Origin of the sequence: Rhodococcus sp. Leaf278, from assembly GCF_001426085.1 — a bacterium.
In the GTDB taxonomy this organism is placed as follows: domain Bacteria; phylum Actinomycetota; class Actinomycetes; order Mycobacteriales; family Mycobacteriaceae; genus Rhodococcoides.
Genome location: NZ_LMRR01000007.1, coordinates 24,512 through 50,204, shown reverse-complemented (window position 1 = coordinate 50,204; position 25,693 = coordinate 24,512). Strand labels below are relative to the sequence as shown.

Genomic DNA, 25,693 nt, shown 5'->3' with positions numbered 1-25,693 from the left:
ATTCTCCGAAAGGCAACACGGCGATGATCGCTGCCCATCCGACCCGGCGGTTCCGGTGACTCAACTACAAGCTCGACCTGCGGCCTCGAACCCAGGTGACGATGCGCAGGTCCCCGACGAGCAGCTGGTCGTAGCGAAGAAGTGGCATCCGTGGCGGTGGGTGATCAGCATCGCCACCCTGGTCGTGGTTGCCCAGTTCCTGCACGGCTTCGCCACCAATCCGGGATGGGACTGGGGCACGTTCGCTCAGTACTTCACCGCGCAATCGGTGCTCTCGGCCCTGTGGCTCACCATCCAGCTCACGTTCTGGGGAACCCTGATCGGCTTCGCGCTCGGCATCGCCTTGGCGGTCGCTCGATTGTCGAACAACCCTGTCCTGCAGGTGATTGCGTGGTTCTACATCTGGGCGTTCCGGTCCATTCCTCTGATCGTGCAGCTGCTGTTCTGGTTCAACATCGCGTATCTCTACCAAACCCTGTCGGTGGGAATTCCGTTCGGGCCCAGCTTCTTCGAGTTCGACGTCAACAACGTCATCAGCGGGTCGACGGCTGCGATCGTCGGACTAGCTCTGCATCAGGCTGCGTATTCCGCTGAGATCGTCCGCGCCGGCATCATCTCGGTAGACCAGGGGCAGCTGGAAGCGTCTGCAGCACTGGGTATTCCCAAAAGGCGAGAGTTCTTCAAGATCATTCTTCCGCAGGCGATGCGAGGCATTCTCCCCAACGCGGCCAACGAGGTGATCAGCCTGTTCAAGGGCACCTCGATCGTCTCCGTCATGGCCATCGCCGAGCTGTTCTACCAGGTTCAGGTCATCTACGGCCGAAGCGGCCGAGTGGTACCGCTGCTGATGGTGGCCACCGTCTGGTACATCATTCTCACCTCGATTCTGTCGGTGGTGCAGTACTACGTGGAGCGGCACTACGCCAAGGGAGCGGTGCGCACCATCGAACGCACTCCCGTCCAGAAGCTGCGAAAGAAGTTGGCCGAGATCACTCTCGCCCCGCGAGGAGCGACACGATGACCACACTCGATGCCACGACGTCCGCGACGACCTATGCCGTTGAGGTGCGCGGCGTGCACAAGTCCTACGGTGCCCTCGAAGTTCTCAAAGGAATAGACCTGACCGTCCGCCCCGGTGAGGTCACCGCCGTCATCGGTCCATCCGGATCGGGGAAATCGACTCTGCTGCGCATCATCAACCACCTCGAGAAAGTCGACCAGGGGACCGTACGGGTGGACGGCAGTCTGGTGGGATACAGGCGCAAGGGCGTCAAGCTGCACGAGCTGAGCAACCGTGACATTCTGCGTCAGCGTTCGCAGATCGGGTTCGTGTTCCAGAACTTCAACCTGTTTCCGCACCTGACGGTGCTCGAGAACGTCATGGAGGCTCCCATCTCGGCGCAGAAGCGTAAGCGCGCGGACGTCGAGCCCGAGGCGCTTGCGCTGCTCGAGCGGGTCGGTGTCGGCGCGAAAGCGCACGACTACCCGCGTCGGCTCTCCGGGGGTCAGCAGCAGCGAGTCGCCATCGCGCGGGCATTGGCGTTGCGCCCCAAAGTGATTTTGTTCGACGAGCCCACCTCGGCGCTCGATCCGGAGCTCGTCGGGGAGGTGCTGGAAGTCATCCGTGGACTCGCACGCGATGGTGCAACGCTGGTGATCGTCACCCACGAGGTGGCCTTCGCACGTGACATCGCCGACACCATTGTGTTCATGGATGCCGGCATCATCGTCGAACAAGGAACTCCTGCAGCACTTCTCGACTCTCCGCAACACGAGCGGACCAAGGCCTTCCTCTCCCACGTCCTTTAGACCATCTCGTACAACCGAAAGACGGACAACACTCATGACCAAACAATCACGCAGGCTGACGGTCATGGCCGCAGCACTGGCCATCGTGGCGCTCACCGCGACCGCCTGCAGCGAACCTGCGGCCGAGTCGCAGGTCGTCACGGAGGCGGGACAAAGCTTCGACCTCTCACCCGAGCAGGCCGATCGAGTTCGGGTCGACAAGGTCGACGAGATCGCAGCGATAGTGCCACAGGCCATCCGAGACCGAGGAACGCTGATCGTCACCGGGTCGGGCGGAACTGCACCGCCACTGCGTTTCTACGCCACCGACGACACCACCATCGTCGGATCCGAAGTCGACTTCTCCTACCTCGTCGGCGATATTCTCGGGCTGGACGTCGATCTGCAGGTTGCGGACTGGTCGCAGAACTTCGTCAAGATCGATTCCGGCGAGAACGATGTGTTCATCTCCAACGTCACGGTGACCGAGGAGCGCAAGGACAAGTACGACTTCGCCACTTACCGGCTCGACAATCTTGCGTTCGAGACCCAGAAGGACGCCGATTGGAAGGTGGAGGAGCGTCAGGACATCGCCGGCAAGAAGATCGGCGTCGGGTCCGGCACCAACCAGGAACAGTTGTTGGTGGACTGGAACGAGGCGAACGTGGCCGAGGGTCTTGCGCCGGCCGAGCTCGCCTACTACCAGAACACCTCCGACTACTACTTGGCATTGGGATCCAAGCGCATCGACGGTTATCTCGGGCCGAACCCCTCTGCCGTCTACCACGCCGCGACCAGTGGCGAATCGAAAATCGTCGGCACCTTCTCCGGGGCCGGTGATGCGCTGCAGGGTGAGATCGCGGTGCTTACGAAGAAGGACAACGGTCTCATCGAGGCTGTCCGTGAGGCACTGCAACATGCCATCGACGACGGCAGCTACCAGAAGGTGATCGATCGCTGGGGTCTGCAGTCCGAAGCTGTGTCCGAGTCCGTCATCAACCCGCCCGGTTTGCCCCGCAAGCCCGCAGCGTAGGCAGACGGTGAAAGTAGTAGTCGTCGGCGGCGGCATCATCGGCGCGTCGTCCGCCTGGCAGATTGCGCGACGCGGGCACGACGTCACCTTGCTCGAGCAGTTCGAGCCGGGGCACAAGAACGGTGCCTCGCACGGTAGTTCGCGAATTTTTCGACACGCCTATGCCGACGACTACTACGTATCACTGGCCGCTCGGGCACACACGCTCTGGCGTGAGCTCGAAAATTCAACCGACACAGTATTGTTGGAGATCACGGGAGCAGTCGATCATGGGGATCCGGATACCGTGAATCCACGGATCGGCGCACTCGAGCGGCCAGGTCTGGAGTTCGAGGTGTTGGAACCCGTCGCCGCGCAGCGTCGGTGGCCGGGAATTCGATTCGACACCACAGTGCTGTTCCATGCTGCGGCCGGGCGACTTCACGCCGATCGCAGCGTCGCTGTAGCAATAGCGGCCGCTCGCTCGTGCGGTGCGACGGTCGAATACGAGACTCCCGTGCGTGAGATCTCCGGCTTCGACGTGGTGACGGACACCCGCACTTACGCGGCCGACGTGGTCGTTCTCGCGGCGGGAGCATGGACGGCGGGGTTCGTGCCTCACGGTGCCACTCCGCCGTTGGTCACCACCCAGGAACAACCGGCACACTTCGTACCGTTGAGCCCAGACGTGGAGTGGCCGAGCTTCATTCACCATCCCGGCGTAGTTCTCGATACCGCCGGCATTTATGGGTTGTGGTCGCCGGACGGCATCAAGATCGGCGAGCATGCCACCGGACCGGTTGTCGATCCGCGCACTCGCGACTTCGCGGCCGATCCAGCGGGAGTCGATCGCCTGATCGAGTATGCGCGCACGTGGCTGCCGGGAGTGAACGCCGATACGGCCGATCCGCTGACGTGTCTCTACACAAGCACTCCGGATTCCCACTTCGCTATCGGACGCAGTGGCAACACCGTTATCGCTGCCGGATTCTCGGGCCACGGATTCAAGTTCGCGCCTGCGATCGGGGAATTGGTCGCAGATCTGGTCGACGGATAATCGAGACAGGAAGCACATGAGCGCAACGTTCGATCTGAACACTCGCACCGGCGACACCGGTCCAGCGCGGCTGGACTTCGTCGAAGTCGATCAGAACGATCCACTGGCGACGCCATTGCTACAGGAGCTGGCGGCCGAGTATGCGTCCAGGTACGGCCGCAGTCCCGGCGTTCAGTATCAGGAATTGAAGTCCTATCCCGCTCAGGAATTCGCCCCTCCGGGCGGCGTTCTGGTGATTGCGTTGAACGACGGCGTTCCGGTTGCCGGCGGCGCGTACCGGCAGTACGACGCGACCACCGCTGAGCTCAAACGCATCTGGACCTCGAAGGTGCACCGCGGCAGAGGTTTCGGCAGACTCGTTGTGGCCGAGCTGGAACGCAGCGCACGTGCGCGTGGATATCGCCGGGTGTATCTGACAACCGGCTGGAATCAGCCCGAAGCAGTTGCCCTGTACCTGGCGGCCGGATACATCCCGTTGTACGACCGGAGCTTGCCGTCCAGGACGGTCGGATCGCATCCATTCGAGAAGAGTCTCGAATGAGTCCGCGGTAGTGAGTGCCCGGCTTACTCCGTAGGTGGGTGCGGTGAAGCGAAGGAGTGTTTCGGTGCCGGTCAGCCGGTCGCGTTGGTGTTGTGTTCGAGCGCGGCCACGACCCAGAATTCCACTGCCTGTTCGTTTGTCAGCGCGCCTGCGTCGACGGTGATCCACCCTGCGCCCATCGAGCGGTCTCGGCCCATGACAGCGTGGTGGGCTCCTGTGCGCGCGAGGTAGTCGGGTTCGCGAGCTCCGTCCACTCGGACCAACAGAGCACGGTTTCCGGTGCCGACGCATACCACCATCTTGTCTCGCACCAGGAACGCCAGACCGCCGAACATCTTCTGCTCGCGCAGGCTTTCCTGGTCGGTGAGGATGTTGCGGATTCGGTTTGCAAGAAGCTCGTCGTACGCCATGCGCTTGAGTCCTTCCGATCAACGTTGCCCTCATCGAAGACCTGATCGGTAGTGGGCGCAACCGTAGGTCTCACACTGTCCGGAATCGCGATTGCTTTGGCGTAGGCGTGTGCAGCAGGCAGGGCTGTGCCGTGGTGTTGGTTTGGGTCGTCATGCGGGTTGTCGTGGTTCCTCGTCGCCGGTGTCGCCTGTGTCGCCTGTGTCGCCTGTGGCGGTGAAGTCGTCGTGCTGTTCGGGCGGGTACAACACTTCCTCTGGATGGTGTGCGTGATTGATGAGCCCGCGGCGCTTGGGGTCCATCCCGGTTGGTGGGTGCCAGAGGGTGCGGCCCGGATAGCGATGTCCTGCTCCGGTTTTGGTGGTCGCCCATTTCCTGGTCCGGTACCGACGAGGGCGTGGTGCATGTCGCAGCCGAAGGTGAGGGCGTCGATGTCGGTGGGCCCGCCCTCGACCCAATCGTCGATGTGATGGGACTGGCACCAGGTCGCGGGGCGGGTGCAGGAGGGGAAGCTGCAGCCGCGGTCGCGGGCGATGAGGACGATGCGTTGGTCGGCGGAGGCGATGCGTTTGGATCGGCGTCGATGTCGGTGGGCCCGCCCTCGACCCAATCGTCGATGTGATGGGACTGGCACCAGGTCGCGGGGCGGGTGCAGGAGGGGAAGCTGCAGCCGCGGTCGCGGGCGATGAGGACGATGCGTTGGTCGGCGGAGGCGATGCGTTTGGATCGGCCGAGGTAGAGGGCTCTGCCGTGGTCGTCGAAGATGGTCAGGTAGTGGCGCGCGTGCGAGGCCATGCGGATGGCGTCGCGAATGGAGACGCGGGATCCGGTGCCGGTCATGGCGTAGCCGCAGCCCGATTCGAGGTCTTTCAAGCTCATGGTGACGATGGCGGTGACGGGCAGGCCGCGGTGGGTGCCGAGGGTCCCGGAGGCGAGGGTGTGCCGGAGTGCCATTTTCAGGGCGTCGTGACGTCTTTCGTTCTGGGTGCGTCGATCCCGCGCAGCGGCAGCGGCGCGTGCCGCAGTGTCGGTGTCGGTGTCGGTGTCGGTGTCGGTGTCGGTATCGGATCCGTCGGTGTCGTCGTCGGTCTCGGCTGCGTCGGTTGTGTCGCCTGGTTCGGCACTGCCGTCAGCTGCAGCTGTGTCGTCGTGTGCTGTGCCGTCGGGTGCTGTGCCGCAACCACAGTCGGCACCGTCGCATTCACCGCAGTCGGCGCCATCGTCGCAGTCCGTCTCATCCCACGGGCCTCCATCGGTGGACTCGGCGACACTGGAGTCTGCTTCGTGGGTGGTCGGCTCGGGCTTCGGCGCTGTGGCACTGCCGCTCTGGTCGCCCTCGTCGTCGCTGCCGCTCCCGCCGCGCTGGTCGTCGCTACTGGTCTCGCCGTCTTCGTCGTCGCTGCTGGTCTCGCCGTCTTCGTCGTCGTGGACGACCGATGTCGGGTCGGCGGGATTGTTGACGCCCGGTTTCGCGGCTTTGGCGAACAACGCCTCGAGGTAGGCCCGCAGTTCGGAATCGACACAGAACTTCCCGTCCGACATCCCGTCGGCACCCTGCTCACCGAGGTAGAAGAACGCATCCCGACGCTTCTTCGGCTTGGGCTTACCGTCCTCGTCCTCGTCCTCGTCGTAGTCGCCGTCGGGGCTGAGGATCGAATCCAGGTAGTCGTAGTTGTTCTCGCTGCCNGAGGTAGAAGAACGCATCCCGACGCTTCTTCGGCTTGGGCTTACCGTCCTCGTCCTCGTCCTCGTCGTAGTCGCCGTCGGGGCTGAGGATCGAATCCAAATGAGCCACCAACGGAGCGAAATCGTCTGGACGTCGGGTGCAGGCGTAGCCCACCAATTGCTGTTCGGCGAGATCACGGGTCTGCGGATCCACACTGGCCGGCAAGTGCTTGAAGAATTCGCGGATCATCTNCGGGTGCAGGCGTAGCCCACCAATTGCTGTTCGGCGAGATCACGGGTCTGCGGATCCACACTGGCCGGCAAGTGCTTGAAGAATTCGCGGATCATCTGCACATGTTTGGCATCGAGCAACCCCGCCCGCAGCGCTGCCGCGGTATGCGGCAGCAGGGGCGGCAGAACCTCACCGGACAGTGCGGTGCGATCCCCCAACTCCGCAGCCAGACGCACCCGCGCACCGGCGGCGCGTGGGGTGATGCGCAGCATCCATGCCACCGAGCACGGCACCGACCCCGGATACACATCGAGGCCGCGCTGATCGATCAGCTCGTTGAGCCAGGTGTACGAGTACGCCGGCAGCGACCGCGACACAGTTTCCATGCGTTGGATCACCGCACGCCGGTCGGCGTTCGTCCACGACACCGATGCCTGTTCCGCCAGTTCGGCGACCGCGGACTCGACCCGATCCACCAACACCGACAGTGCAGGATCGGACACAACAGGGGGAGGCGGCACCGTCTCGATACCGTCCACCCCTGATCCGCCGTCCCCCGAAAGCATGAACAGAATCTATCGCGACCCACCGACAGAATTTCGAACACGCGTTCCAACTCGCGCTCGGCTGCCGGGATGCCGAAACGAAGTGCTGCAGTATGTGGCGGATTACACATCGACCACAAGTGTGACGTTGTCGATTTTCGGTAACGCCGAGTCGCGTAGATGCTGGTGAGGGCGTTCAATATCCCCCAAGGCGGACGTAACGACCACAGCATCGTTGCTTGCATCGGTGACGAAAGCTACTGCTCGGCAGTACCTCCGTACTCGAGTGCCGAGCAGGTGTCCAATGTTGTGTTACGACCCAGTGGGGATGATCGACATGAACGACGCATTCCGTTTCGCCGCTTCGTGCAGTTCGTCGAAAGAACTGATCAGTCGACTTCAGTTCGGTACGACTGACCTGTGGCCGGAGGACGTCGCCCCTTCGACCCGCTGGCGCTACATGGCCGACCTCATAGATTCCGATCGGGGCATGCTCGTCGAACTCGACGGTGCACTGTCGGGACCGGTTGTGGACGCGCTCGTCGCGACGGCGGAATTGTGCAGGCAATCGGCCATCGAACCTGTGCCCGCAGCCGATTGGGAGTATCTCCGTCGGGCGTTGGGATGGCTGGAGCGCAGTAGTGCCGGTGTCGATTGCGCTCTCATCGCCGTGGGCGAAGAATTGGCACTCATGGGTCTCGACGGGGCGGAGCAGGATTTTTCGGTTGCGACCTGGCTGTGTATGGACGTGCTGGATCGGTTTTGCGCCGCTGGTGAAACGGTCGACTTTTGGGTGCAACGCATGATCGACGTGCGATCCGATATGGTTGAGCGACAGCTTGATTCGGATTCGGGCGTCAGTGAAAAAGCGGAATTGACAGTTGCCGTCTGATTGGGAGGGCTCGTCCGTTCACTCTGTTCGAGACTTTCGTCGGTAAGTCCTTTTTCTACCCCGGTTGGCAACTGCGCCTACCCTCTCGTAGTATCGAATACGAAGGACCATCCAGAGCGACCGAGAGACCTGGCTCTATGACGTCGCAGCAACCCCCCGCTCGTCGGGTGAGGGTGCTACCGCCGGGACCGATGGAGGAATACACGTGAACACCCGAGTCGCCTCAGGCTTCGTCGACGGATGTCGTCGGCTTCATGTCGATCTGTGCCGTCTGAACGGTTCGACCTGTCTCAGCTGACATTTCGGCTCAGCTCGTACTTCACGTTTCACTTCATCATCTGCGCGCACTCCTTCCTGGGCACACCCAGCTCGGACGCTGGACCGTGCGCGCGATCGACCAGATACCGGAGACACCCACGTGTCCACTCGCCCTGTACTTCTGGTGGCCGGAGTAGTTGCCGCCACCGCCACATTGCTCGCCGGGTGCGCAGGTAGCGCCACCACCTCGGCCGCCGACGCCGGACCACCGCAGTCCGGAGGGACGCTGCGTTACGGCCTGTCCGGGGCTCCCACCTGCTCCGATCCGGCGCAGGCGGGTACGAATCAAACGATCTACGTGACTCGCCAGGTGGTCGATTCGCTCACCGACCAGAACTCTGACACCGGCGAGATCGAGCCATGGTTGGCCGAAAGTTGGGAAGTGACTCCCGACGCGAAATCCTTCACCTTCCAGCTGAAAGATGGCGTGACGTTCAGTGACGGCACTCCGCTCGACGCCACCGCCGTCAAGGACAATTTCGACGCTATCACCGGCACCCTCGGTGCCGCCAAGGCGCCGCTGGCCGCCAGTTACCTCACCGGGTACCAAGGTGCCACGGTCGTCGATCCGCTCACGGTTCGCATCGACTTCTCGGCACCCAATGCGCAGTTTCTGCAGGCGAGTTCGACGCCTCAGCTCGGGATTCAGTCCACCGCGACGTCGGCCCAGTCGGCGGAGTCTCGGTGCTTGGGCACCAATATCGGATCGGGACCGTTCACCTATGCGGACTATCAGCAGGACCGTTCCGTCGCTTTGGCCAAGCGAAGCGGATACAACTGGGGCTCTGCGGTATTCGCTCACCAGGGCGAGGCGTACCTGGACCGTATCGAGTTCACGATCGTGCCCGAGTCGGGTGTGCGTACCGGTAGTCTTTCCTCCGATCAGCTCGACGCCGTCAGCGACGCACTACCGCAGGACGCGCCGCAGATCGAGGCGACCGGTGGCCGAATCCTGACGGCATCCAACCCGGGCGTTCCGTTCGGTATTCAGCCCAACGTCACTCGCGGTGCGCTACAGGACCCCGCCGTCCGGACGGCCTTGGTGCCGGCGATCAACCGTCAGGAACTCGTCGATACGGTCCTCGGCCCCGACTTCCGAACAGCGACAAGCACGTTGGCCAGCGCCACGCCGGGTTACGTCGAGCTCGCCGATGTCACCTACGACCCCGATAAGGCGAAGTCGCTGCTCGACGCCGCGGGCTGGGTTCCCGGTGGAGACGGCATCCGTGAAAAGGACGGGCAGAAGCTGAGTTTCAAGGTCATGTACTCGGCGGTGTTCGCCGGCAACCAGGCGATTCTGGAACTGACCCAACAGCAACTGCGTGCAGTGGGTGTCGACCTGCAGCTCGAGCTGGTCTCCAATTCGGAGGCGACGGCGCGGCAAGGCACAAAGGACTACGACGCGACGTACTACAACAGCACTCGCGCCGACGGCGACATTCTGCGTACCTCGTTTGCGGTGGACGGACGAAACCTGAACGCCCGCGGTCCGATCCCGGATCTGGATGCAACGTTGACCGATCAGCTCTCGACCACCGACGTGGCGGCGCGCAACGAGATAATCGCCACCGCGCAGCAGCAGGTGCTCGACAACGGCTTGTGGATTCCCACGATCGAACTCTCCCAGGCCGTCGGCGCGGCGTCGACAGTGCAGGATCTGAAATTCGAGGCCTCGGCCCGCTTTCAGTTCTTCGACACTTGGCTGAGCGCATGATCCGCTACATCGGACAGCGAGTACTGCAAGCAGTGGCAGTGCTGTGGGCTGCGTTCACCATTTCGTTCATCGTGCTGTTCCTGCTGCCGTCGGACCCGGTCAGTCTTGCCGTGGACTCGGCGGGCTCTGGTACCCCAGCCGACGCTGCGGCCATCGCTGAACTGCAGGCTCGTTACGGTCTCGATCAGCCGGTGCTTGTGCAGTATTGGCATTCACTGGTCGGGGCTGTGCAGGGCGACTTCGGATTGTCCATCGCCACCGGCCAGCCAGTGACGACGGCCATCCTGGACGCGGTGCCCAGCACACTCGGCTTGGCGGGGACGGCCCTGGTGCTGGCCGTCGTGTGCGGAGCCGCGGTGGCCTACGCCGCCACGTATACCGAGATCCCATGGCTGAAGAACCTGCTGCTTGCGCTTCCACCGCTCGGGGTGGCAGTGCCGACGTTTTGGGTAGGACTATTGCTGCTGCAACTGTTCTCGTTCCGACTGCGCTGGTTCCCGGCGTTCGGTGACGACGGCGTAGCGTCGTTGGTGCTGCCTGCGGTGACACTGGCATTGCCGACCGGTGCTGTCATCGCGCAGGTCCTGGCTACCAGCATGGCCACCACGTGGAAGCAGCCGTTCGTGGATGTGGCTCGTGCCAAGGGGGTCTCACGCCTTCGGGTGCAGACGCGACACGTTCTGCGTCTGTCCTCGATCCCCGCCTTCACGATTGCCGGGGTCTTGGTGGGCACCCTGCTGGCCGGATCGGTAGTGGTCGAGACGGTGTTCTCGCGCGCCGGAGTCGGACGGCTGACCCAGACATCGGTGCTGGCCCAGGATATTCCGGTGGTGCAGGGCATCGTGGTTCTGACCTCGCTGGTCTTCGTCCTGGTCAATCTCGCAGTCGACCTGCTCTATCCGCTGATCGACCCACGCATCGTGCGCGAGTACCGGCCCGCGCAGGCCAGTGCAGAACCGGAGAAAGCTCATGTCTGACATTCTGATTCGTGAACCGACCGTCCATTCGGCAGTTCCCCCGGTAGTCGAAGAAACACCGGAACCCGCGCGGCGCCGGGGTCCGCGAGACGTGCTGAAGCACATCTGGCTCGGTGCCTCCGTGGTCGTGCTGTTGCTGGCTCTCGGGTCCGCGCTGTTCCCGTCCGTCTTCGCCAGCGGCGACCCGCTGGTGGGTACACCGGCCGACAAACTGCAGGCACCGAGTGCGGCGCACTGGTTCGGCACCGACAACATCGGCCGTGACGTCTTCACCCGAGTGGTCCACGGTTCCGGATTGTCGCTGACGGCAACGCTGTTGGCAGTCGGCATCGCCCTGGTGGTCGGCTCGATCATCGGTCTGGTCTCGGGGGCCGTCGGCGGAGTAGTCGACGCGGTGCTGATGCGCATCGTCGATGTGTTGCTGTCGATTCCGACGCTGCTGCTCTCGCTGGCGCTGGTGACTGCTCTGGGCTTCGGCACCGTGAATGTCGCTATCGCCGTCGGCGTCACGCTGATTGCCAATTTCGCCAGAGTGATGCGTTCGGAGGTGCTGCGGGTGCGCAGATCGTTGTACGTCGAAGCGGCGTACGCCTCGGGTGTTCGGTGGTTCGACGTGTTCCGCAGGCACATCCTCAGAAATTCGTACGGACCGGTGATCGCACTCGCTGCAGTCGAATTCGGTATGGCAGTTCTTGCGGTGTCGGCGTTGAGCTTCCTCGGTTTCGGCGCTGCTCCGCCCACACCGGAGTGGGGATCGCTGATTTCCGAGGGCCGCAACTTCCTGGCCACCGCCTGGTGGATGACCACACTGCCGGGATTGGTGATCGTGGCCGTCGTCGTGTCCGCGCACCGCCTGGGCCATGCACTCGAGAGGCGATCACAATGAGCCCCATTGTCGAAGTAGAGAATCTGCACGTGAACTACGGCGAGACGACCGCCGTGTCCGGCATCGGGTTCACCGTCGACCGCGGTGAGGTGGTGGCCGTGGTCGGTGAATCGGGCTCCGGGAAGTCGACGACTGCCCACGCCCTCATCGGTTTGCTCTCGGGTTCCGGGCGCATCGTGGGCGGATCGGTGACGTTCGACGGCCAGCGGCTCGACACCGCCTCGGACAAGACGTTGAATCGGTTGCGCGGCCGCCACATCGGGCTCGTTCCGCAGGACCCGACCACCTCGCTGAACCCGGTGGTTCGCGTCGGCGACCAGGTTGCCGAGGTGCTGCGGGTGCACGGCCTCGCAGATCGTCGCTCCGCGAGGGTCGAGGCCATTCGTATCCTCACCGAAGCAGGTCTGGACAACCCCGAAGTGCGGGCGCGGCAATATCCGCAGGACCTGTCCGGTGGGCAGCGTCAGCGCGTGTTGATCGGAATCGCTCTCGCGTGCCGCCCGGAACTGGTGATCGCCGACGAGCCGACCAGCGCCCTCGACGTCACCGTGCAGCGACGCATCCTCGACCATCTCGATGCCCGGATCGCCGAGACCGGTGCCGCGGTTCTGCTGATCACCCATGACTTGGGCGTGGCGGCGGACCGAGCCGATCGCCTCATCGTCATGAGCGCAGGACAGATCGTCGAAACGGGGCCTACTGCAGAGGTGCTGGCGAACCCGACGCACGCGTACACACGTCAACTGTTGGACGCGGCACCGTCGCTGAATACGACCGTACGACCCGCGCGCACCACGGCAGCCGATCCAATCCTGACGGTCGGCGATGTATCGAAGCGGTTCACCATCGGCCGTGGTGTTCACCTCGATGCGGTCAAGGGAGCCACGTTGACCGTCGAACGTGGGCGGACGGTCTCGCTCGTCGGCGAGTCCGGGTCCGGTAAGTCCACGTTGGCGCGCATCGCGATCGGTCTCGAGACCGCGTCGTCGGGTTCGGTCACGTTCGACGGTGTGGACATCACCGGTCTGCGTGGCAAGGCCAGGCGTGAACTGCGGCGGCGTGTTCAGATCGTCTATCAGAACCCGTACGCGTCACTGAACCCAAAGCTGCGCGTCGGCGAGATCGTGCGAGAACCGTTGGACGCGTTCAAGGTCGGTTCGTCGCGTGAGCGTTCCGAGCGTGCCCGAACGCTGCTGGATCAGGTCGCGCTCACCAGCGACTACCTGGCCCGACGGCCTGCCGAGCTGTCGGGTGGGCAGCGCCAGCGCGTCGCGATTGCCCGAGCACTGGCGCTGGCACCGGAACTGGTGGTGCTCGACGAGCCGGTCTCGGCCCTGGATGTGTCGGTGCAAGCACAGATTCTGACGCTGCTCGACGATCTGCAGTCCGAGCTGGGTCTGAGCTACCTCTTCATCTCGCACGATCTGGCAGTCGTCCGTCAGATCAGCGACACCGTGGCCGTCATGCAATCAGGCGTCATCGTGGAATACGGAGACACCGCAGCACTGTTCGGCAATCCACAGCAGGACTACACCCGCGAGCTACTCGGGGCCATACCCGGAAGCGCGCACGAGAAAGCGAGCACCAGTGTCTGACAAGCTGTTCCTGACCGCGATAGACCTGAGAGGCAGCGGCGCCCATCCGCAGGCCTGGCGTCGTCCCGATTCTCGCGCCGAAGACCTGTTCACAGCAGGGTTCTGGATCGACCAGCTACAGACCGCAGACCGAGCGGGTATCGATCTTGCGTTTCTGGGCGATTCGTTCGCCAGCCGGACGCTCGAGGCCGCAGCCGTCGCGGCACGGGCAGCCGCCCTCACCGAGACGATCGGGCTGGTGCCCACGATCACCGTCACGCACACCGAGCCGTTCCACATCTCGAAGCAGATCGCGAGTCTCGATTTCGCTTCTCACGGCCGGGCCGGTTGGCAGGTCGAGGTGAGTCCGGGTGCCGAGCAGGCAGCGCTGTTCGGTCGGAAAGCGCAGCAGGACAACGGCAGCCTCTGGCGTGAGGCGGACGAGGCGATCGAGGTCGTCACCAGGCTGTGGGACAGCTGGGAGGACGACGCGGAGATCCGCGACGTTGCGTCCGGACGGTTCATCGACCGAGACAAGTTGCACTACATCGATTTCGAGGGTGAGAACTTCTCGGTCAAGGGCCCGTCGATCACGCCGAGATCTCCTCAGGGTCAGCCGCTCGTCGTGATTCGCGCCGAGTCCGACGAGTCTGCGGCGGTAGCCGCTGCGCGCTCCGACATTGTCCGTATCGCCGCCGACACTATCGAGGACGCGGCAACGACCGCCGCCCGCATTCGACGGGCCGTCGTTGCCGAAGGCCGTGACCCGGCCGACGTGTTCGTGCTGTTGGACGTGGAGACCTTGGTATCCGATTCTGCTGCTGAGGAACTCGCTCAGCTCGACAACTGGGCGGGGCACGTCAGAGCCGCTGAGAGCGTGTCGCATATCGGCGACCTGGCGGGCTTGCATCTCCTGCTCGGTTCCATCGAAGCGGCCGGGCTGGACGGGGTCACCCTGGTACCGCTCGCCCTGCCGTCTGGAGTGGCGGCACTACCGGCCACCGACACCCGCAGCGGATCGACTCTGCGCGAGCGTCTCGGCCTGACGCGCCCCGTCAATCGCTATGCACTCGAAGGGAAGAGCCTGTGACGAAGAAGCAGATACATCTGGGTGCTCATTTTCCCGGCGTCAACAACACCACCGTCTGGGCCGATCCGGAATCGAAGAGCCAGATCGAGTTCGATTCGTTCGTGCACCTCGCCGAATCGGCCGAGCGTGGTCTGTTCGATTTCTTCTTCCTCGCCGAAGGACTGCGACTGCGTGAGCACCGCAACAAGATTCACGATCTCGACGTGGTCGGACGGCCGGATACGCTCACCGTCCTGAACGCGCTTGCATCGGTGACGGCCAAGCTCGGACTGGCCGGGACGATCAACACCACGTTCAACGAACCGTTCGAACTCGCGAAACAATTCTCCTCACTGGACCACCTGTCCGACGGTAGGGCGGCATGGAACATGGTGACGTCCTCGGATGCATTCACCGGCGAGAATTTCCGACGGGGTGGCTATCTCGATCGTGCCGACCGTTACGTGCGTGCCAACGAGATCGTCGACGTCGCGCGAAAGCTCTGGGACAGCTGGCAGACCGATGCCTTCGTCGTCGACCGCGAGCGGGGAATCTTCGGTCGCGAGTCCGAGATCCGCACCGTGAGGCACTCCGGGCCCCAGTTCGAGGTCGAGGGCCGCTTCACACTGCCGCGCAGTCCGCAGGGGCATCCGGTTCTGTTGCAGGCGGGCGACTCCGACGAGGGCCGAGAGTTCGGAGCAGCGAAGGCCGATGCGATCTTCACCATCCACGGCACGCTCGAGGACGGACAGAAGTTCTACTCCGACGTCAAGGGTCGGCTCGCCAAGTACGGCCGCGAGCACGACGACCTGAAGGTGCTGCCCGCAGCGACCTTCGTGCTCGGAGACTCTGCTCAGGACGCGGTCGAGAAGGCGGACCACATCCGGCATCAGCAGGTCAGCGGTAAGACGGCAATTTCGTTCCTCGAACAGGTGTGGGGACAGGACCTGTCTGCATACGACCCGGACGGTCCGTTGCCCGATATCGAACCCAGCGGGGACGTGTCCATCACCCGCGGCCGCGCGCGACATGGCGACCCCAGAACCATCGCCCAGCAGTATCGCGAGCGCGCCGAAGCAGACAACCTGAGCATCCGTGAACTGATCATCGCGATGACGACGCGGCAGCAGTTCGTCGGAACGCCTGCGCAGGTGGCGGATGAGATCGACAGCTACGTACAGAACAACGCGAGCGACGGCTTCATTCTCGTCCCGCATATCACCCCGGCCGGGCTCGATGAATTCGTCGACAAGGTGATTCCGGAACTTCAGGACCGCGGTAGCTTCCGCACCGAGTATGCCGGAACCACCCTGCGCGACCACCTCGGTCTGCGGCATCCGTACGAACAGCGTGAAGGAGTGCGAGCATCATGAGTGATTTCGAGCAGGACTGGAAGCAATGGCATGCCGACCGTGAGACGTCCTACGGTGACCCGCTGGGTTGGGTGTCGTTGACCGGCTTGTATTGGCTGACGGATGAATTCGAGACCATCGCGGACTTACCCGGCCGATGGAAAGCCGATGCCGATTCGGTGACCGTCGAGGGATTCGACGGGGTGACGACGCTGAATCCGGTGGAGGGTGCACCGGGCATCCTCGTCGAGGACGGCGATCGGCGTATCGAAGTGATCCGTCGGACCGGTTCGGTCGCGCTGCGCGTACACGACCCGAAAGCACAGACCCTGCAGTCCTATACCGGTATCCCGGCCTACGAGCCGAACGAGCACTTCGTTGCCACCGGTAGGTTCACCCCGTACGACTCGCCGATCACCATCACGACCGGAGCGGTGGTGGAAGGACTCGAACACCACCACACGGCCGTGGGCACTCTCGACTTCGAATTGGCGGGCACCACACAGCAGTTGCTCGCTTTCGGCGGTGCGGGCAGTGATCTGAAGGTGCTGTTCACCGATAAGACCAGTGGTGTCACCACGTATCCGGCGGCCCGGATTCTGGCAGTACCCGCTCCGGAAGATGACATCGTCGTCCTCGATTTCAACCGGGCATCCAACCTTCCGTGTGCGTTCACCGACTACGCGACGTGCCCCGTCGCGCCTACCGAGAACAGGCTGACTGTCGCTGTCGAGGCAGGGGAGAAGAACCCGAGATGACGCGAGTTCCGTTGTCCGTTCTCGATCTGTCCCCGATCAGCGAGGGGTCGACCGCTCAGCAAGCGCTTCGTAACACCCTGGACCTTGCTCGCCAGACCGAGGAGTGGGGTTACGAGCGCTACTGGGTGGCCGAGCATCACTTCGTGGCGGCAGCCAGCTCGTCACCCGCAGTGTTGATCGGTCTGATTGCCGCTGCTACCAACCGGATTCGTGTTGGATCCGCCGCGGTCCAGCTCGGATTCACGACGGCTGCTGCCGTCGTCGAATCCTTCGGGACAGTCGACGCTCTGTATCCGGGACGCATCGATCTGGGTGTCGGTAGGTCCGGTCAGCGCAAGGCAGCAGCCCTGGCCGATGCCGAGCAGGCTGCGCCCGAGCGTGCGGTGTCATCAGGGTCCTCGGAGCTGTTCCCGGTAGCCCCCGCCGCGGCCGCCCCGCGCAAGACCCCGATGTTGGCTGCGTCGTTGGCTTCGTTGCAGCAACCACACGCTGAGGCTCCGGACTTCCACGAGCAGCTCGACGACCTCACTGCATTGCTTGCCGGTACCTACGAGCGGGACGGGGTGCCGCTGACGGCACGGCCGGGTGTCGGGGCCGACGTGGCGCTGTGGCTGTTCGGCAGCAGCGCTGGGCCGACTGCCCGTGAGGCCGGGGCCCGCGGTCTGCCGTTCGCAGCGAGCTACCACTTCAGCCCGGGGACGACTCTCGGGGCGATCGACGAGTATCGCCGTGCCTTTGTGCCGTCGGATCGGCTGTCCGAGCCATACGTTGCGGTGTCGGCCGATGTGGTTGTAGCAGCAGAGGATTCAGTGGCGGCAGAATTGGCGGCGTCATTCCCGCAGTGGGTGCACAGCATTCGGAGCGGCCGAGGTGCAGTCGAGTATCCCGATCCGAAAGCTGTGGCACCCCTGACCGGCGAGGAGTACCAGCTCGTCGCCGATCGGGTGGACACTCAGGTCGTCGGGTCTGCGGCAACGGTGTCGGACAAGTTGGAGGCGCTGCAGGACGCAACCGGCGCGGACGAACTGGTGATCACCTCGGTCGCACATGGACATGCAGACCGGCTGCGCTCGTACGAACTACTCGGTAAAGAATGGGGACTACCGCGCCTCCGGATCTGAGCGGAACATATGCGCCGTGGCGACCGTTGTACGGCGCATGACACGAGTTGCAGTTGCGGCGTCCTACGGCGGTCCCGACGTCATCGAGATCGTCGACCGAGAGTTGCCCGAGCCGTCCGAAGGTGAAGTTCTGGTCGAGGTGAAGGCAATAGGCGTCAACCCCTTCGACTACAAGAGCTACAGCGGCGCGTTCGGCACCGACGAATCCAAACTCCCGATTGCGTTGGGTAGCGAGGCATCGGGGATCGTGGTTGCGGTCGGCGGACCCGTCGAGGGCCCGAGCGGGCCTATCGCAGTGGGCGACGAGGTGGTCGTGTCCGGCCACAACGGTACATACGCCGAGCGGATTCTGGTTCCCGCACGATTTGTGTTTCCGAAGCCGGACGCCTTGGATTGGAACATTGCTGCGGGTGTACTCGCTGTGGCTGGAACCGCCTACGACGCAATGGAATCGGTCGCTATCAAGAGCGGAGACACTGTCCTCGTGCACGGAGCAGCAGGCGGTGTCGGGTCCGTCGTGGCTCAGCTTGCCCTCGAGCGCGGTGCCACCGTCATCGGGACTGCGCGCCGACAGAACCACGATGCACTGCGTGCATTCGGGGCCGAGCCCGTCGAATACGGCGAGGGCTTGCTCGAGCGTGTTCGAGCAGCCGCACCGAACGGTATCGATGCGGCAATCGACACGGTGGGCACCGACGAGGCCATCGACGTGTCTCTCGAATTACTCACGAACAGATCTAGATTGGTCAGCACGGCAGCTTTCGGGCGGGCGTCGGCGGACGGTTTCCTCACCGTTGGTGGGCCGGCGAGCATGGAGCGTCGACGTCTGGCGTCCCCGGTGCTGCTGGAGCAGGCAGGTGCAGGTGTGTTCGAGGTGACGGTTGCCAAGGTCTTTCCGCTCGACGACGCCGCGAAGGCGCATGCTGAGTTGCAGTCGACGCACCCGCGCGGAAAGTTCCTCCTGATTCCCTGAGGACAAGGCCGGGCGCACAGGTTCCTATGAGTGAGCGATGAACTCCTCGCTCACTCGGTGCGCGATGCCGGCGGGGTAGGGGCCCGGGAGGATGAGAACGACGTGATCGAATCCTGCGGCGATGGCGTCGCCGATGTCGTTTCTCGTCTTCTCGGGTTCCTCGAACGACACTCCGAAAGCGACCGATCGCGTGATCGTCGCTGGATCGCGCCCGATCTCCGCGCAGAACCGGTCGAGCAGTCTCGCTCGGTCCAGTGCGTCGTCGAGGTCCCCGCCGGGGATGTTCCAGATGTCGGCGTGCGCGGCAACGAGACGCAGCACTTCTGCGGCTCGGCCGCCGATCACGATCGGTGGGCCGGGTCGCTGAACAGGTTTCGGGTTCTGGAACGCCCCGACGAGGTCGACGTGGGTACCGTGGAAGTCGAAGGGTTCGTCCTCGGTCCACAGTCTGCGAATCACGGTGAGCGATTCACCCAGTCTCGCAACGGCATCCGCGGCGTCACTGTAGGGAAGACCGTTGCCGTCGTACTCCCGTCGCGCCATCGGCACACTCGGCCGTGACCCGGCGCCGATACCGAAGTCCAGCCGACCGTGCGAGACCGCGTCGACCGTGGCGGCGATCTTCGCGAGGATCGCCGGCGGGCGAATGCGATTGCTGGTGACCATGATTCCCAGTCGTAACCGCTCGGTCTGTGCGGCCAGGGCAGCCAGCATGGTCCAACCCTCGAAGATCGGGCCGTCGAGATCTCCGCCGATGGGCATGAGGTGATCGAACAGCCACGCGTGCTCGATCTCGGGCATGCTGTCTGCCTCGCGCCACACCCGGAGTAGGTCGGCGTAGGGGACGTTCTGTGGAGGGGTCATCAGACCGAAACTCGCCATGTCAGCGTCTCCGCAGGGACGCGTCGAGGAGTGCGGGTGGGGTGTCGAATTTGTCACCGGGAGCGAGATCGACACCGGGCGCGATGATCTCGTCGATCCTGTCCAGGATGTCGGCTGGCAAGACGGTGTCGGCGGCAGCGAGCTGCGAGTGTAGGTGGTCGACAGTACGGGGCCCGACGATGGCGCTGGTGACGCCCGGATGCGCTGTCACGAAACCGAGTGCGAGTTGGATCAACGTCAGGCCGGCCTCGTCGGCGACAGCGACCAGCTTCTCCACAGCATCGAGTTTGGCCTGTCCGGTGGGGGTGTCCGTGCCGAAACGCTCGGGCATCATCACCGCACGGTTGGTGGTGGCCGCTCGCCCTGCCCGGATGGCTCCGGTGAGGAAACCGCCGGCCAGTGGGCTCCACACGAGTACTCCCATTCCGTACTCCTGCGTGACCGGAAGAACGTGGGATTCGATGCTGCGCTGCAGGATCGAGTACTGCGGCTGCTCGGTGACGAACCGTGCGAGGTGGTGTTCCCGGGCTGCCCACTGCGCCTGCACGATTCGGTAGGCCGGATAGGTGGAAGAGCCGAAGTGGCGAATCTTCCCGGCTCGCTGCAGATCCGTCAGCGCGGCGAGGGTTTCCTCGTCGCTCGTTGTGGGATCCCAGCGGTGTATCTGGTAGAGGTCGACGTGATCGGTGTCGAGTCGGCGCAGGCTGTTCTCGAGTTCGGTGGTGATCCAGCGTCGCGAACTGCCCTGGTGATTCCGTTCGTCGCCCATCGGGTTGAAGACTTTGGTGGCCAGCACGACGTTCTCGCGGCGACCTGCGATCGCCTTGCCGACCATCTCCTCCGACTGCCCCTGGCTGTACATGTCCGCGGTGTCGATGAGGTTGATGCCGCCCTCTAGCGCTGCATCGACGATGGCGGTGGCCTCGTCTTGCGTGGTGCGCCCGATCGCTCCGAAGTTCATCGCGCCGAGTGAGAGCGCGCTGACCTGGACGCCGGTTCGTCCTAATGTGCGGTACTGCATGGTGATCTCCTTGTGCCCAGTGTGGGCTACGGTGTGAGTAAGCGGAACAACGTTCCGTAAACCAACATACGGAACAAGGTTCCGTTTGTCGATGCCGGGAGGAACAGTGACCGAGTCCGAAGCCGAGCAGCCAAGAAAACGGGCGGATGCGCGGCGCAACGAAGCGACCTTGCTCGACGCGGCTGCGTCTGCGTTCGTCGACTCGGGAGTAGAGGTACCGGTGCGCGAGATTGCCCGGCGGGCCGGCGTCGGCGTGGGAACCATCTATCGGCACTTCCCCACACGCGGGGATCTCGTCGTTGCTGTCTTTCGGCATCAGGTGGAGGCGTGTGTCGTCGCGGGTCAGGAGCTTCTCGCGGGCCGCGAATCACCGCACGCCGCGTTGGTGCTGTGGATCGACCGGTTCGTCGACTTCTTGGTCACCAAACATGGTTTGGCCGAGGCAATGCAGTCGGACAGCGCCGGATTCGAAACTTTGCACAGCTACTTCCTGGATCGGCTGGTTCCCGTGTGCGAGTCGTTGCTCGACGCCGCTGCGGACTCGGGGGAGATTGCACCGGGGCAGAGCGCACTGGAGCTGATGCGCGCGGTAGGCAATCTGTGTATCGGTGCAGCAGACCCCCGCTACGACCCGCGGAAGATGGCGCGGGTATTGGTTGCAGGACTGCGCATCACGTAAGAACCTGACGAGATCGGTTGATGAACGGCTACTTTCGCTTCTATCGGATAGCGTGGTCGCATGAACTCGACCGCTGACGACCTGGTGGCGCATTACCTCGACGCGCTGCATCGCGCTGATCTTCAAGCGATTCTGAGTCTGTTCGCACCCGGTGCCGTCGTGCATTCACCGTTGTACGGTCCGACGCCCGCACCGGACTTCTATCGTGCGTTGTTCATCGATACTGCAGGTGCCGAGCTGACGTCGAAGGGCGTGGCCGAGGGACGCACCTCGGAGGGAAGGCGGCTCGTCACCTTCTGGTTCCATTTCGACTGGCGGCTGCCCTCCGGGGTGGCTGCCCCGTTCGACGTCGTCGATGTCGCCGAACTCGACGACAACGGCCGCATCGCATCGCTGTCGATCGTGTACGACACCGTCGACGTGCGACCAGCTTTCGAGCGAGAGACCGGATCGTCCTGGAGGTCGACGGAACAGGATCGGTAGCGCCGCGCCCGGCATTCGAATCAGCGTGATCGCAACGGGTGCATCACCTGGGCTTCGGGCCTAGCGTCAGGTTCATGACCAGGCTCAAAGCTCGACTGGCGGCGATCATCGATCTCCTCGGATCGCAGCCTGCATGCACCCACGCTGCCGTGGACTTCGGTATCCGCGGCTGATCACGTCAATGTGACGTGTGCGTGGACTACCCGTAGTAGGAATCCCACCACGTCAAGACCCTGGTTCCGATCAGCGTCAGCCATTTCGAGGGTTCGCCCTCCGGTACGTCGATCTCGAACCAGACCTGACCTGGATGTGGGCGACCCTGCAACCACGTTCCATCGCTCTGGCGGGCGGCCCTGATGACTTCGATGGCCTCGTCCAAGCGAGGATCCGGCGGTGTCCCATCGAGCAGGGAGGCCTGCCGAAAGTAGTCGGCAGCGTTGAGGGCGCTGTACATCCAACGGAATGGGTGGAAAAAGTGATCCACCCATGGTGAGACCTTCTCGCCCGTGGACAGGGTGTACAGGAGCTTTCGCGTCAGCAAGTACTCTTCACCGGCGCGCCGGGCAGCTCGAGTCTCGTCCGTGCCGCCGAGGGCTATGTCATACTCCAGCAATCCTTTCAACGAGTTCAGTGTCGAGTGAAACGACGCGCGGGTCGACCCCTCGACCCACTCGCAGTTCCAACCGCCCTCCGGCAGTTGATGTTCGAGAAACCATTCGACGATGCCTTCGACGTCCGCACCGAGCCACGCCCCGTTGGCGACCGTCCACGCGTTGATGCAGCAGTCCACTTCGCCGCCCCAGTACGGCAGATTGTCGTACTCCCACCGACTGTTCTCGTCGAGCAGCTCGACCGTGCGGCGCGCTCGCAGGACCGCGGGGTCGAGACCCCACTCGCGCAGCGAATTCAGCGACCAGGTGGTGGCGGTCCAGGGCTGTCCCGGAGCCTCGGAACCATCGAAGTTCGCGGGAAAGAAGGCACCACCCGCCCATTGACCGTCCGGATCCTGGAGGGCAAGAAGCCGTGCACCGAAACCCTCGATGGCAACTCGGGCGCGAGTTGCTTCCCAAATTCGGGAGGGTTCGTCCATGAGGTCGCGCTCGACCTGCCAGCGCAGCGCTGGGTCCGAGTCGGTGAGCCAGTTGCGCAGTGAATCGGCGACCACGACGCGAAGCCTAACGCTGTTCGTCCCTGCAGATAGAGCTAACAATCGGGTCTCGACTCGAGTGGGGTACGGCCACGCACGATCTACGATGTCCTCATGACTGCCGATCCGACCACGCCCGCACCGTCGACCAGCTCGGCGAACTGGAAGAGGCGGGGCATTCTCGTCGTAGTCGGCATCGTGCTGCTGTTGATCGCGTACTTCGTTCTGGCGGCGTTTCTGCCGCGCTGGTGGAGTCTTCGGGTCGAAGAACTGGCCGACCGTACGTTCACCAAGGGCATCCTGTGGGGCCTGTTGTTCGGCATCGTCTGCACGTTCGCGCCGCTGATGTTCTTCTGGAGCGCCTGGTCGGTCCGCAAGGGTCGAGCGGGCAAGCAGTTGGCCATCGGATCGGTGATCCTGGCTGTCGTGACCGCCATCCCGAACCTGTTGACGCTCACGATCGTCCTAGGCACCAGCAACGCGGCCCACGCAGGTGAACGCACACTCGACACCAGTGCGCCGGGCTTCCGTGGAGCGACAGCACTCGGTGCCGTGATCGCCGTGGTTCTGGTGGCTCTGATCGTGTTCGTGGTGGTCCGGCGAAACCGTCGCCGCAGAACTGTTGCTCTGTCGCAGTAACGGTCAGGCGCTGCGCAATACCGTCGGTTGGGTGATGACGCGGATTCCGGGTTCCGGGTCGAAGCGATATCCCGTACCCCGGACCGTGGTGATCAGCCGACCGAAGTGCCCCAGTTTGGTTCGCACTCGGGAGAGGTGGACATCGACGCTGCGTCCGCCGTCGGATGTGTTGAGTTCGGATCTCGCAACGACGACGCGTGGATGCTGCGCCAGATATGCGAAAATCTCGAACTCGGTGTGACTGAGTCGAATGCTCTTGCCGCCGAGGATCACGTCGCGGGCGGGGATGTCGATGACCAGGGGAGCGTTCAGATCGTTGACCCGTACATCGAATCGCGTGAGGATCTTTGCATGCGGCGCATAGCTTTTGGCGGCGCTGCGAAGCGCGTCGGCGAGTGCGTGCAACTGCGGTCGGGTCAATCCCTGCAGGGATGATGTGCCGGAATCGGAGATGTGGACAACGACGGTCGCTTCGGTGGTCATGGCGGAGAGCTCCTGAGACAAGGGTGTGCTGCGGATACCGGGCAGTTGGTCAGCGTGGGCAGCGACAGTTCTTGTTCACCGTCACAGGGTGATCGAGGGCGGGCTCGTGCGCCATGGATCGGCTCATCGTGATCGGAACAGTTGACCGGCGACCGTCGACGTGTTGCGATCGGGCGTGACCGATGTATGCCGACCCCGCGCCGTCCTGTTCACCCGCGCCGTCGACTGGGATCATCCCGACGCCGAAGCGCTGCGCGCGGCAATGTCCGCCGAGGTGGGTCCCCGATACGCAGACCGGGCCGCGCTGATGTCGAAGACCCAGGCCAACGCCGTCGACGAGAGCACTGTGCATCGGACGTTCGTCGTGTACCGCCGCGACTCGGACGAAGTCGAACATGCCGTCGGACATGCAGCGCTGCGGTGGAACGGGTCCGATCTCGAACTCAAGCGGATGTTCGTTCACCCCGACCATCGCGGTACGGGGGTATCGGCAGCCCTGCTGGAGGCGTCGGAAAATGCCGCTCGTGAACAGGGCCTGCCGCGACTGATACTGCAGACCGGCGACAGGCAGCCCGACGCCGTTCGGCTGTACGAGAAGAGCGGTTACACCCGAATCCCGGTGTTTCCGCCCTACGAGGTGCTGCCGTTCTCGAACACCTTCGAGAAGCGCTTGTAGTCAGGCCCGCAAGGTCATGATCTCGGCACCGTCGTCGGTGATGACCACCGTGTGCTCGCTGTGCGCAGTGCGGCATCCCGTCGTACTCCGCAGAGTCCATCCGTCGTCGTCGGTGACGAGTTCGTCGGTGTCTTCCATGATCCAGGGCTCGAGTGCCAACATCAGGCCGGGGCGAAGGCCGTAGCCGCGGCCCGGCCGCCCGTTGTTGGACACGTGGGGGTCCTGATGCATCGTGGATCCGATTCCGTGGCCGCCGAACTGCATGTTGATCGGGTAGCCCGCTTCGCTGAGCACCGTGCCGATGGCATGCGAGATGTCGCCGATCTTGTTTCCCGGACGCGCCGCGGCAATTCCCGCGGCCAGAGCCCGTTCGGTGGCGTCGATCATCGCTGTGTCTTTTTTTCGAGACTCGCCGACGACGAAGCTGATGGCGGAGTCCGCGGCCACGCCGCCGAGGACCACAGCAAGATCGAGAGTCAGCAGATCGCCGTCGGCCAACGCGTAGTCGTGCGGAAGGCCATGCAGCACAGCATCATTGACGGAAGTGCAGATGTAGTGGCCGAACGGTCCTCGACCGAAGGAGGGCGCGTAGTCGACGTAGCAGGACGTTGCTCCGGCCCCGAGGATGATGTCTTTGGTCCACTCGTCGATCTCGAGCAGGTTGGTGCCGACGGTCGCACGCTCGCGGACTGTCTCGAGAATCTCGGCGACCAGAGCGCCGGATTTGCGTGCAAGTGGGATTTTGCTGGGGGGAAGAATCTCGATCATGTGTTGCCTTTCGTCGTGTGACGAATAACTATA

The 25,693-nt window shown here is 63.6% G+C and carries 27 protein-coding genes, 1 pseudogene and 1 riboswitch; of the genes and pseudogenes, 19 read left to right on the top strand and 9 right to left on the bottom strand.

The genetic code is table 11. The features are described 5' to 3' along the window. Positions 1-124: 124 nt before the first annotated feature. From ASG84_RS08660 to ASG84_RS08640, 5 genes are read left to right on the top strand one after another with little or no spacing between them, the layout of a single operon-like run. Positions 125-1,021, top strand: coding sequence for an amino acid ABC transporter permease (locus ASG84_RS08660; protein WP_235581602.1), 897 nt, complete (start codon positions 125-127; stop codon positions 1,019-1,021). Continuing rightward, positions 1,018-1,809, top strand: a complete 792-nt coding sequence (locus ASG84_RS08655; protein WP_057476609.1) for an amino acid ABC transporter ATP-binding protein — start codon at positions 1,018-1,020, stop codon at positions 1,807-1,809. The genes ASG84_RS08660 and ASG84_RS08655 overlap by 4 nt, the downstream gene beginning before the upstream one ends. Before the next feature lie 34 nt (positions 1,810-1,843). Beyond that, positions 1,844-2,821, top strand: coding sequence for an ABC transporter substrate-binding protein (locus ASG84_RS08650; protein ID WP_057476608.1), 978 nt, complete (start codon positions 1,844-1,846; stop codon positions 2,819-2,821). Positions 2,822-2,828: 7 nt separating this feature from the next. Beyond that, positions 2,829-3,857 carry an FAD-dependent oxidoreductase gene (locus ASG84_RS08645; protein ID WP_057476607.1) on the top strand — a complete coding sequence of 343 codons (1,029 nt, stop codon included), beginning with the start codon at positions 2,829-2,831 and terminating at the stop codon, positions 3,855-3,857. A 16-nt stretch (positions 3,858-3,873) separates the two neighbouring features. Beyond that, positions 3,874-4,398 carry a GNAT family N-acetyltransferase gene (locus ASG84_RS08640; RefSeq protein WP_082520881.1) on the top strand — a complete coding sequence of 175 codons (525 nt, stop codon included), beginning with the start codon at positions 3,874-3,876 and terminating at the stop codon, positions 4,396-4,398. Positions 4,399-4,469: 71 nt separating this feature from the next. On the opposite strand, the gene ASG84_RS08635 is transcribed toward ASG84_RS08640, so the two are convergent. The 4 genes and pseudogenes from ASG84_RS08635 to ASG84_RS28135 form a co-directional block, all read right to left on the bottom strand. Then, entirely contained in the window at positions 4,470-4,808 is a 339-nt protein-coding gene (locus ASG84_RS08635; RefSeq protein ID WP_057476606.1) for a TfoX/Sxy family protein, read from the bottom strand. Positions 4,809-5,382: 574 nt separating this feature from the next. Beyond that, positions 5,383-6,468 (bottom strand): annotated as a pseudogene (locus ASG84_RS28730) (DUF222 domain-containing protein); the annotation flags it as partial. 25 nt (positions 6,469-6,493) lie between these two features. Beyond that, a partial coding sequence (locus ASG84_RS28140) for a DUF222 domain-containing protein (RefSeq protein ID WP_235581594.1) occupies positions 6,494-6,721 on the bottom strand: 228 nt, incomplete at its 3' end. Positions 6,722-6,724: 3 nt separating this feature from the next. Continuing rightward, on the bottom strand, positions 6,725-7,089 hold a 365-nt coding region (locus ASG84_RS28135), incomplete at its 3' end, for a DUF222 domain-containing protein (protein WP_235581601.1). 649 nt (positions 7,090-7,738) lie between these two features. Between ASG84_RS28135 and ASG84_RS08620 the strand changes: the two genes are divergently transcribed. The 10 genes from ASG84_RS08620 (at position 7,739) to ASG84_RS08575 (ending at position 18,882) form a co-directional block, all read left to right on the top strand. Next, positions 7,739-8,140, top strand: a complete 402-nt coding sequence (locus tag ASG84_RS08620) for a hypothetical protein (protein WP_156399433.1) — start codon at positions 7,739-7,741, stop codon at positions 8,138-8,140. 104 nt (positions 8,141-8,244) lie between these two features. Next, positions 8,245-8,338: riboswitch (SAM riboswitch) on the top strand. Positions 8,339-8,558: 220 nt separating this feature from the next. Continuing rightward, positions 8,559-10,172, top strand: a complete 1,614-nt coding sequence (locus ASG84_RS08615; RefSeq protein WP_057476602.1) for an ABC transporter substrate-binding protein — start codon at positions 8,559-8,561, stop codon at positions 10,170-10,172. Next, entirely contained in the window at positions 10,169-11,149 is a 981-nt protein-coding gene (locus ASG84_RS08610) for an ABC transporter permease (protein ID WP_057476601.1), read from the top strand. The genes ASG84_RS08615 and ASG84_RS08610 overlap by 4 nt, the downstream gene beginning before the upstream one ends. Beyond that, positions 11,142-12,035, top strand: a complete 894-nt coding sequence (locus tag ASG84_RS08605) for an ABC transporter permease (RefSeq protein WP_057476600.1) — start codon at positions 11,142-11,144, stop codon at positions 12,033-12,035. Before ASG84_RS08610 ends, ASG84_RS08605 begins: the two co-directional genes overlap by 8 nt. Further along, a complete protein-coding gene (locus tag ASG84_RS08600) occupies positions 12,032-13,630 on the top strand; it encodes a dipeptide ABC transporter ATP-binding protein (RefSeq protein ID WP_057476599.1) in 1,599 nt (532 codons plus the stop codon). The genes ASG84_RS08605 and ASG84_RS08600 overlap by 4 nt, the downstream gene beginning before the upstream one ends. Continuing rightward, complete coding sequence (locus ASG84_RS08595; protein ID WP_057476598.1) at positions 13,623-14,699, top strand: LLM class flavin-dependent oxidoreductase; 1,077 nt, start codon at positions 13,623-13,625, stop codon at positions 14,697-14,699. Before ASG84_RS08600 ends, ASG84_RS08595 begins: the two co-directional genes overlap by 8 nt. Beyond that, positions 14,696-16,051 (top strand): NtaA/DmoA family FMN-dependent monooxygenase, encoded by a 1,356-nt coding sequence (locus ASG84_RS08590; protein WP_057476597.1) that lies wholly within the window; start codon positions 14,696-14,698, stop codon positions 16,049-16,051. The genes ASG84_RS08595 and ASG84_RS08590 overlap by 4 nt, the downstream gene beginning before the upstream one ends. Continuing rightward, positions 16,048-16,788, top strand: a complete 741-nt coding sequence (locus ASG84_RS08585) for a DUF1684 domain-containing protein (protein WP_057476596.1) — start codon at positions 16,048-16,050, stop codon at positions 16,786-16,788. Before ASG84_RS08590 ends, ASG84_RS08585 begins: the two co-directional genes overlap by 4 nt. Next, positions 16,785-17,909, top strand: coding sequence for an LLM class flavin-dependent oxidoreductase (locus ASG84_RS08580; protein ID WP_057476595.1), 1,125 nt, complete (start codon positions 16,785-16,787; stop codon positions 17,907-17,909). The genes ASG84_RS08585 and ASG84_RS08580 overlap by 4 nt, the downstream gene beginning before the upstream one ends. Before the next feature lie 37 nt (positions 17,910-17,946). Next, complete coding sequence (locus tag ASG84_RS08575; protein ID WP_057476594.1) at positions 17,947-18,882, top strand: NADP-dependent oxidoreductase; 936 nt, start codon at positions 17,947-17,949, stop codon at positions 18,880-18,882. Between the two features lie 24 nt (positions 18,883-18,906). On the opposite strand, the gene ASG84_RS08570 is transcribed toward ASG84_RS08575, so the two are convergent. Together ASG84_RS08570 and ASG84_RS08565 are read right to left on the bottom strand one after the other, a co-directional pair. Continuing rightward, positions 18,907-19,764: an LLM class flavin-dependent oxidoreductase gene (locus tag ASG84_RS08570; RefSeq protein ID WP_057476593.1), complete on the bottom strand. Its 858-nt coding sequence runs from the start codon at positions 19,762-19,764 to the stop codon at positions 18,907-18,909. 1 nt (position 19,765) lies between these two features. Beyond that, a complete protein-coding gene (locus ASG84_RS08565) occupies positions 19,766-20,785 on the bottom strand; it encodes an aldo/keto reductase (protein ID WP_057476592.1) in 1,020 nt (339 codons plus the stop codon). A 91-nt stretch (positions 20,786-20,876) separates the two neighbouring features. Here ASG84_RS08565 and ASG84_RS08560 point away from each other — a divergent pair, with 91 nt between their 5' ends. Both ASG84_RS08560 and ASG84_RS08555 read left to right on the top strand, forming a co-directional pair. Continuing rightward, entirely contained in the window at positions 20,877-21,464 is a 588-nt protein-coding gene (locus ASG84_RS08560) for a TetR/AcrR family transcriptional regulator (RefSeq protein WP_057476591.1), read from the top strand. 60 nt (positions 21,465-21,524) lie between these two features. Then, a complete protein-coding gene (locus ASG84_RS08555) occupies positions 21,525-21,947 on the top strand; it encodes a nuclear transport factor 2 family protein (RefSeq protein WP_057476590.1) in 423 nt (140 codons plus the stop codon). A 199-nt stretch (positions 21,948-22,146) separates the two neighbouring features. Here ASG84_RS08555 and ASG84_RS08550 read toward each other — a convergent pair whose 3' ends face one another. After that, complete coding sequence (locus ASG84_RS08550) at positions 22,147-23,112, bottom strand: hypothetical protein (RefSeq protein ID WP_057476589.1); 966 nt, start codon at positions 23,110-23,112, stop codon at positions 22,147-22,149. A gap of 96 nt (positions 23,113-23,208) precedes the next feature. On the opposite strand from ASG84_RS08550, the gene ASG84_RS08545 reads away from it, so the two are divergent. Next, positions 23,209-23,733 carry a hypothetical protein gene (locus tag ASG84_RS08545; RefSeq protein ID WP_057476588.1) on the top strand — a complete coding sequence of 175 codons (525 nt, stop codon included), beginning with the start codon at positions 23,209-23,211 and terminating at the stop codon, positions 23,731-23,733. Between the two features lie 3 nt (positions 23,734-23,736). Here the strand turns inward: ASG84_RS08545 and ASG84_RS08540 are convergent, their stop codons facing one another. Beyond that, positions 23,737-24,216, bottom strand: coding sequence for a winged helix-turn-helix domain-containing protein (locus ASG84_RS08540; protein ID WP_057476587.1), 480 nt, complete (start codon positions 24,214-24,216; stop codon positions 23,737-23,739). Between the two features lie 262 nt (positions 24,217-24,478). On the opposite strand from ASG84_RS08540, the gene ASG84_RS08535 reads away from it, so the two are divergent. After that, positions 24,479-24,892, top strand: coding sequence for a GNAT family N-acetyltransferase (locus ASG84_RS08535; RefSeq protein WP_082520890.1), 414 nt, complete (start codon positions 24,479-24,481; stop codon positions 24,890-24,892). Here the strand turns inward: ASG84_RS08535 and map are convergent, their stop codons facing one another. Continuing rightward, positions 24,893-25,660 (bottom strand): type I methionyl aminopeptidase, encoded by a 768-nt coding sequence (map, locus tag ASG84_RS08530; protein ID WP_057476586.1) that lies wholly within the window; start codon positions 25,658-25,660, stop codon positions 24,893-24,895. It lies immediately after the preceding gene. Positions 25,661-25,693 lie beyond the last annotated feature (33 nt).

Bases quoted from the DNA above. Each gene is read 5' to 3' on its own strand.
- ASG84_RS08655 (WP_057476609.1), top strand. From the start codon at position 1,018: ATGACCACACTCGATGCCACGACGTCCGCGACGACCTATGCCGTTGAG.
- ASG84_RS08650 (WP_057476608.1), top strand. From the start codon at position 1,844: ATGACCAAACAATCACGCAGGCTGACGGTCATGGCCGCAGCACTGGCC.
- ASG84_RS08640 (WP_082520881.1), top strand. From the start codon at position 3,874: ATGAGCGCAACGTTCGATCTGAACACTCGCACCGGCGACACCGGTCCA.
- ASG84_RS08635 (WP_057476606.1), bottom strand. From the start codon at position 4,808: ATGGCGTACGACGAGCTTCTTGCAAACCGAATCCGCAACATCCTCACC.
- ASG84_RS08620 (WP_156399433.1), top strand. From the start codon at position 7,739: ATGCTCGTCGAACTCGACGGTGCACTGTCGGGACCGGTTGTGGACGCG.
- ASG84_RS08610 (WP_057476601.1), top strand. From the start codon at position 10,169: ATGATCCGCTACATCGGACAGCGAGTACTGCAAGCAGTGGCAGTGCTG.
- ASG84_RS08605 (WP_057476600.1), top strand. From the start codon at position 11,142: ATGTCTGACATTCTGATTCGTGAACCGACCGTCCATTCGGCAGTTCCC.
- ASG84_RS08600 (WP_057476599.1), top strand. From the start codon at position 12,032: ATGAGCCCCATTGTCGAAGTAGAGAATCTGCACGTGAACTACGGCGAG.
- ASG84_RS08585 (WP_057476596.1), top strand. From the start codon at position 16,048: ATGAGTGATTTCGAGCAGGACTGGAAGCAATGGCATGCCGACCGTGAG.
- ASG84_RS08580 (WP_057476595.1), top strand. From the start codon at position 16,785: ATGACGCGAGTTCCGTTGTCCGTTCTCGATCTGTCCCCGATCAGCGAG.
- ASG84_RS08575 (WP_057476594.1), top strand. From the start codon at position 17,947: ATGACACGAGTTGCAGTTGCGGCGTCCTACGGCGGTCCCGACGTCATC.
- ASG84_RS08570 (WP_057476593.1), bottom strand. From the start codon at position 19,764: ATGGCGAGTTTCGGTCTGATGACCCCTCCACAGAACGTCCCCTACGCC.
- ASG84_RS08565 (WP_057476592.1), bottom strand. From the start codon at position 20,785: ATGCAGTACCGCACATTAGGACGAACCGGCGTCCAGGTCAGCGCGCTC.
- ASG84_RS08560 (WP_057476591.1), top strand. From the start codon at position 20,877: ATGCCGGGAGGAACAGTGACCGAGTCCGAAGCCGAGCAGCCAAGAAAA.
- ASG84_RS08555 (WP_057476590.1), top strand. From the start codon at position 21,525: ATGAACTCGACCGCTGACGACCTGGTGGCGCATTACCTCGACGCGCTG.
- ASG84_RS08545 (WP_057476588.1), top strand. From the start codon at position 23,209: ATGACTGCCGATCCGACCACGCCCGCACCGTCGACCAGCTCGGCGAAC.
- ASG84_RS08540 (WP_057476587.1), bottom strand. From the start codon at position 24,216: ATGACCACCGAAGCGACCGTCGTTGTCCACATCTCCGATTCCGGCACA.
- ASG84_RS08535 (WP_082520890.1), top strand. From the start codon at position 24,479: ATGTCCGCCGAGGTGGGTCCCCGATACGCAGACCGGGCCGCGCTGATG.
- map (WP_057476586.1), bottom strand. From the start codon at position 25,660: ATGATCGAGATTCTTCCCCCCAGCAAAATCCCACTTGCACGCAAATCC.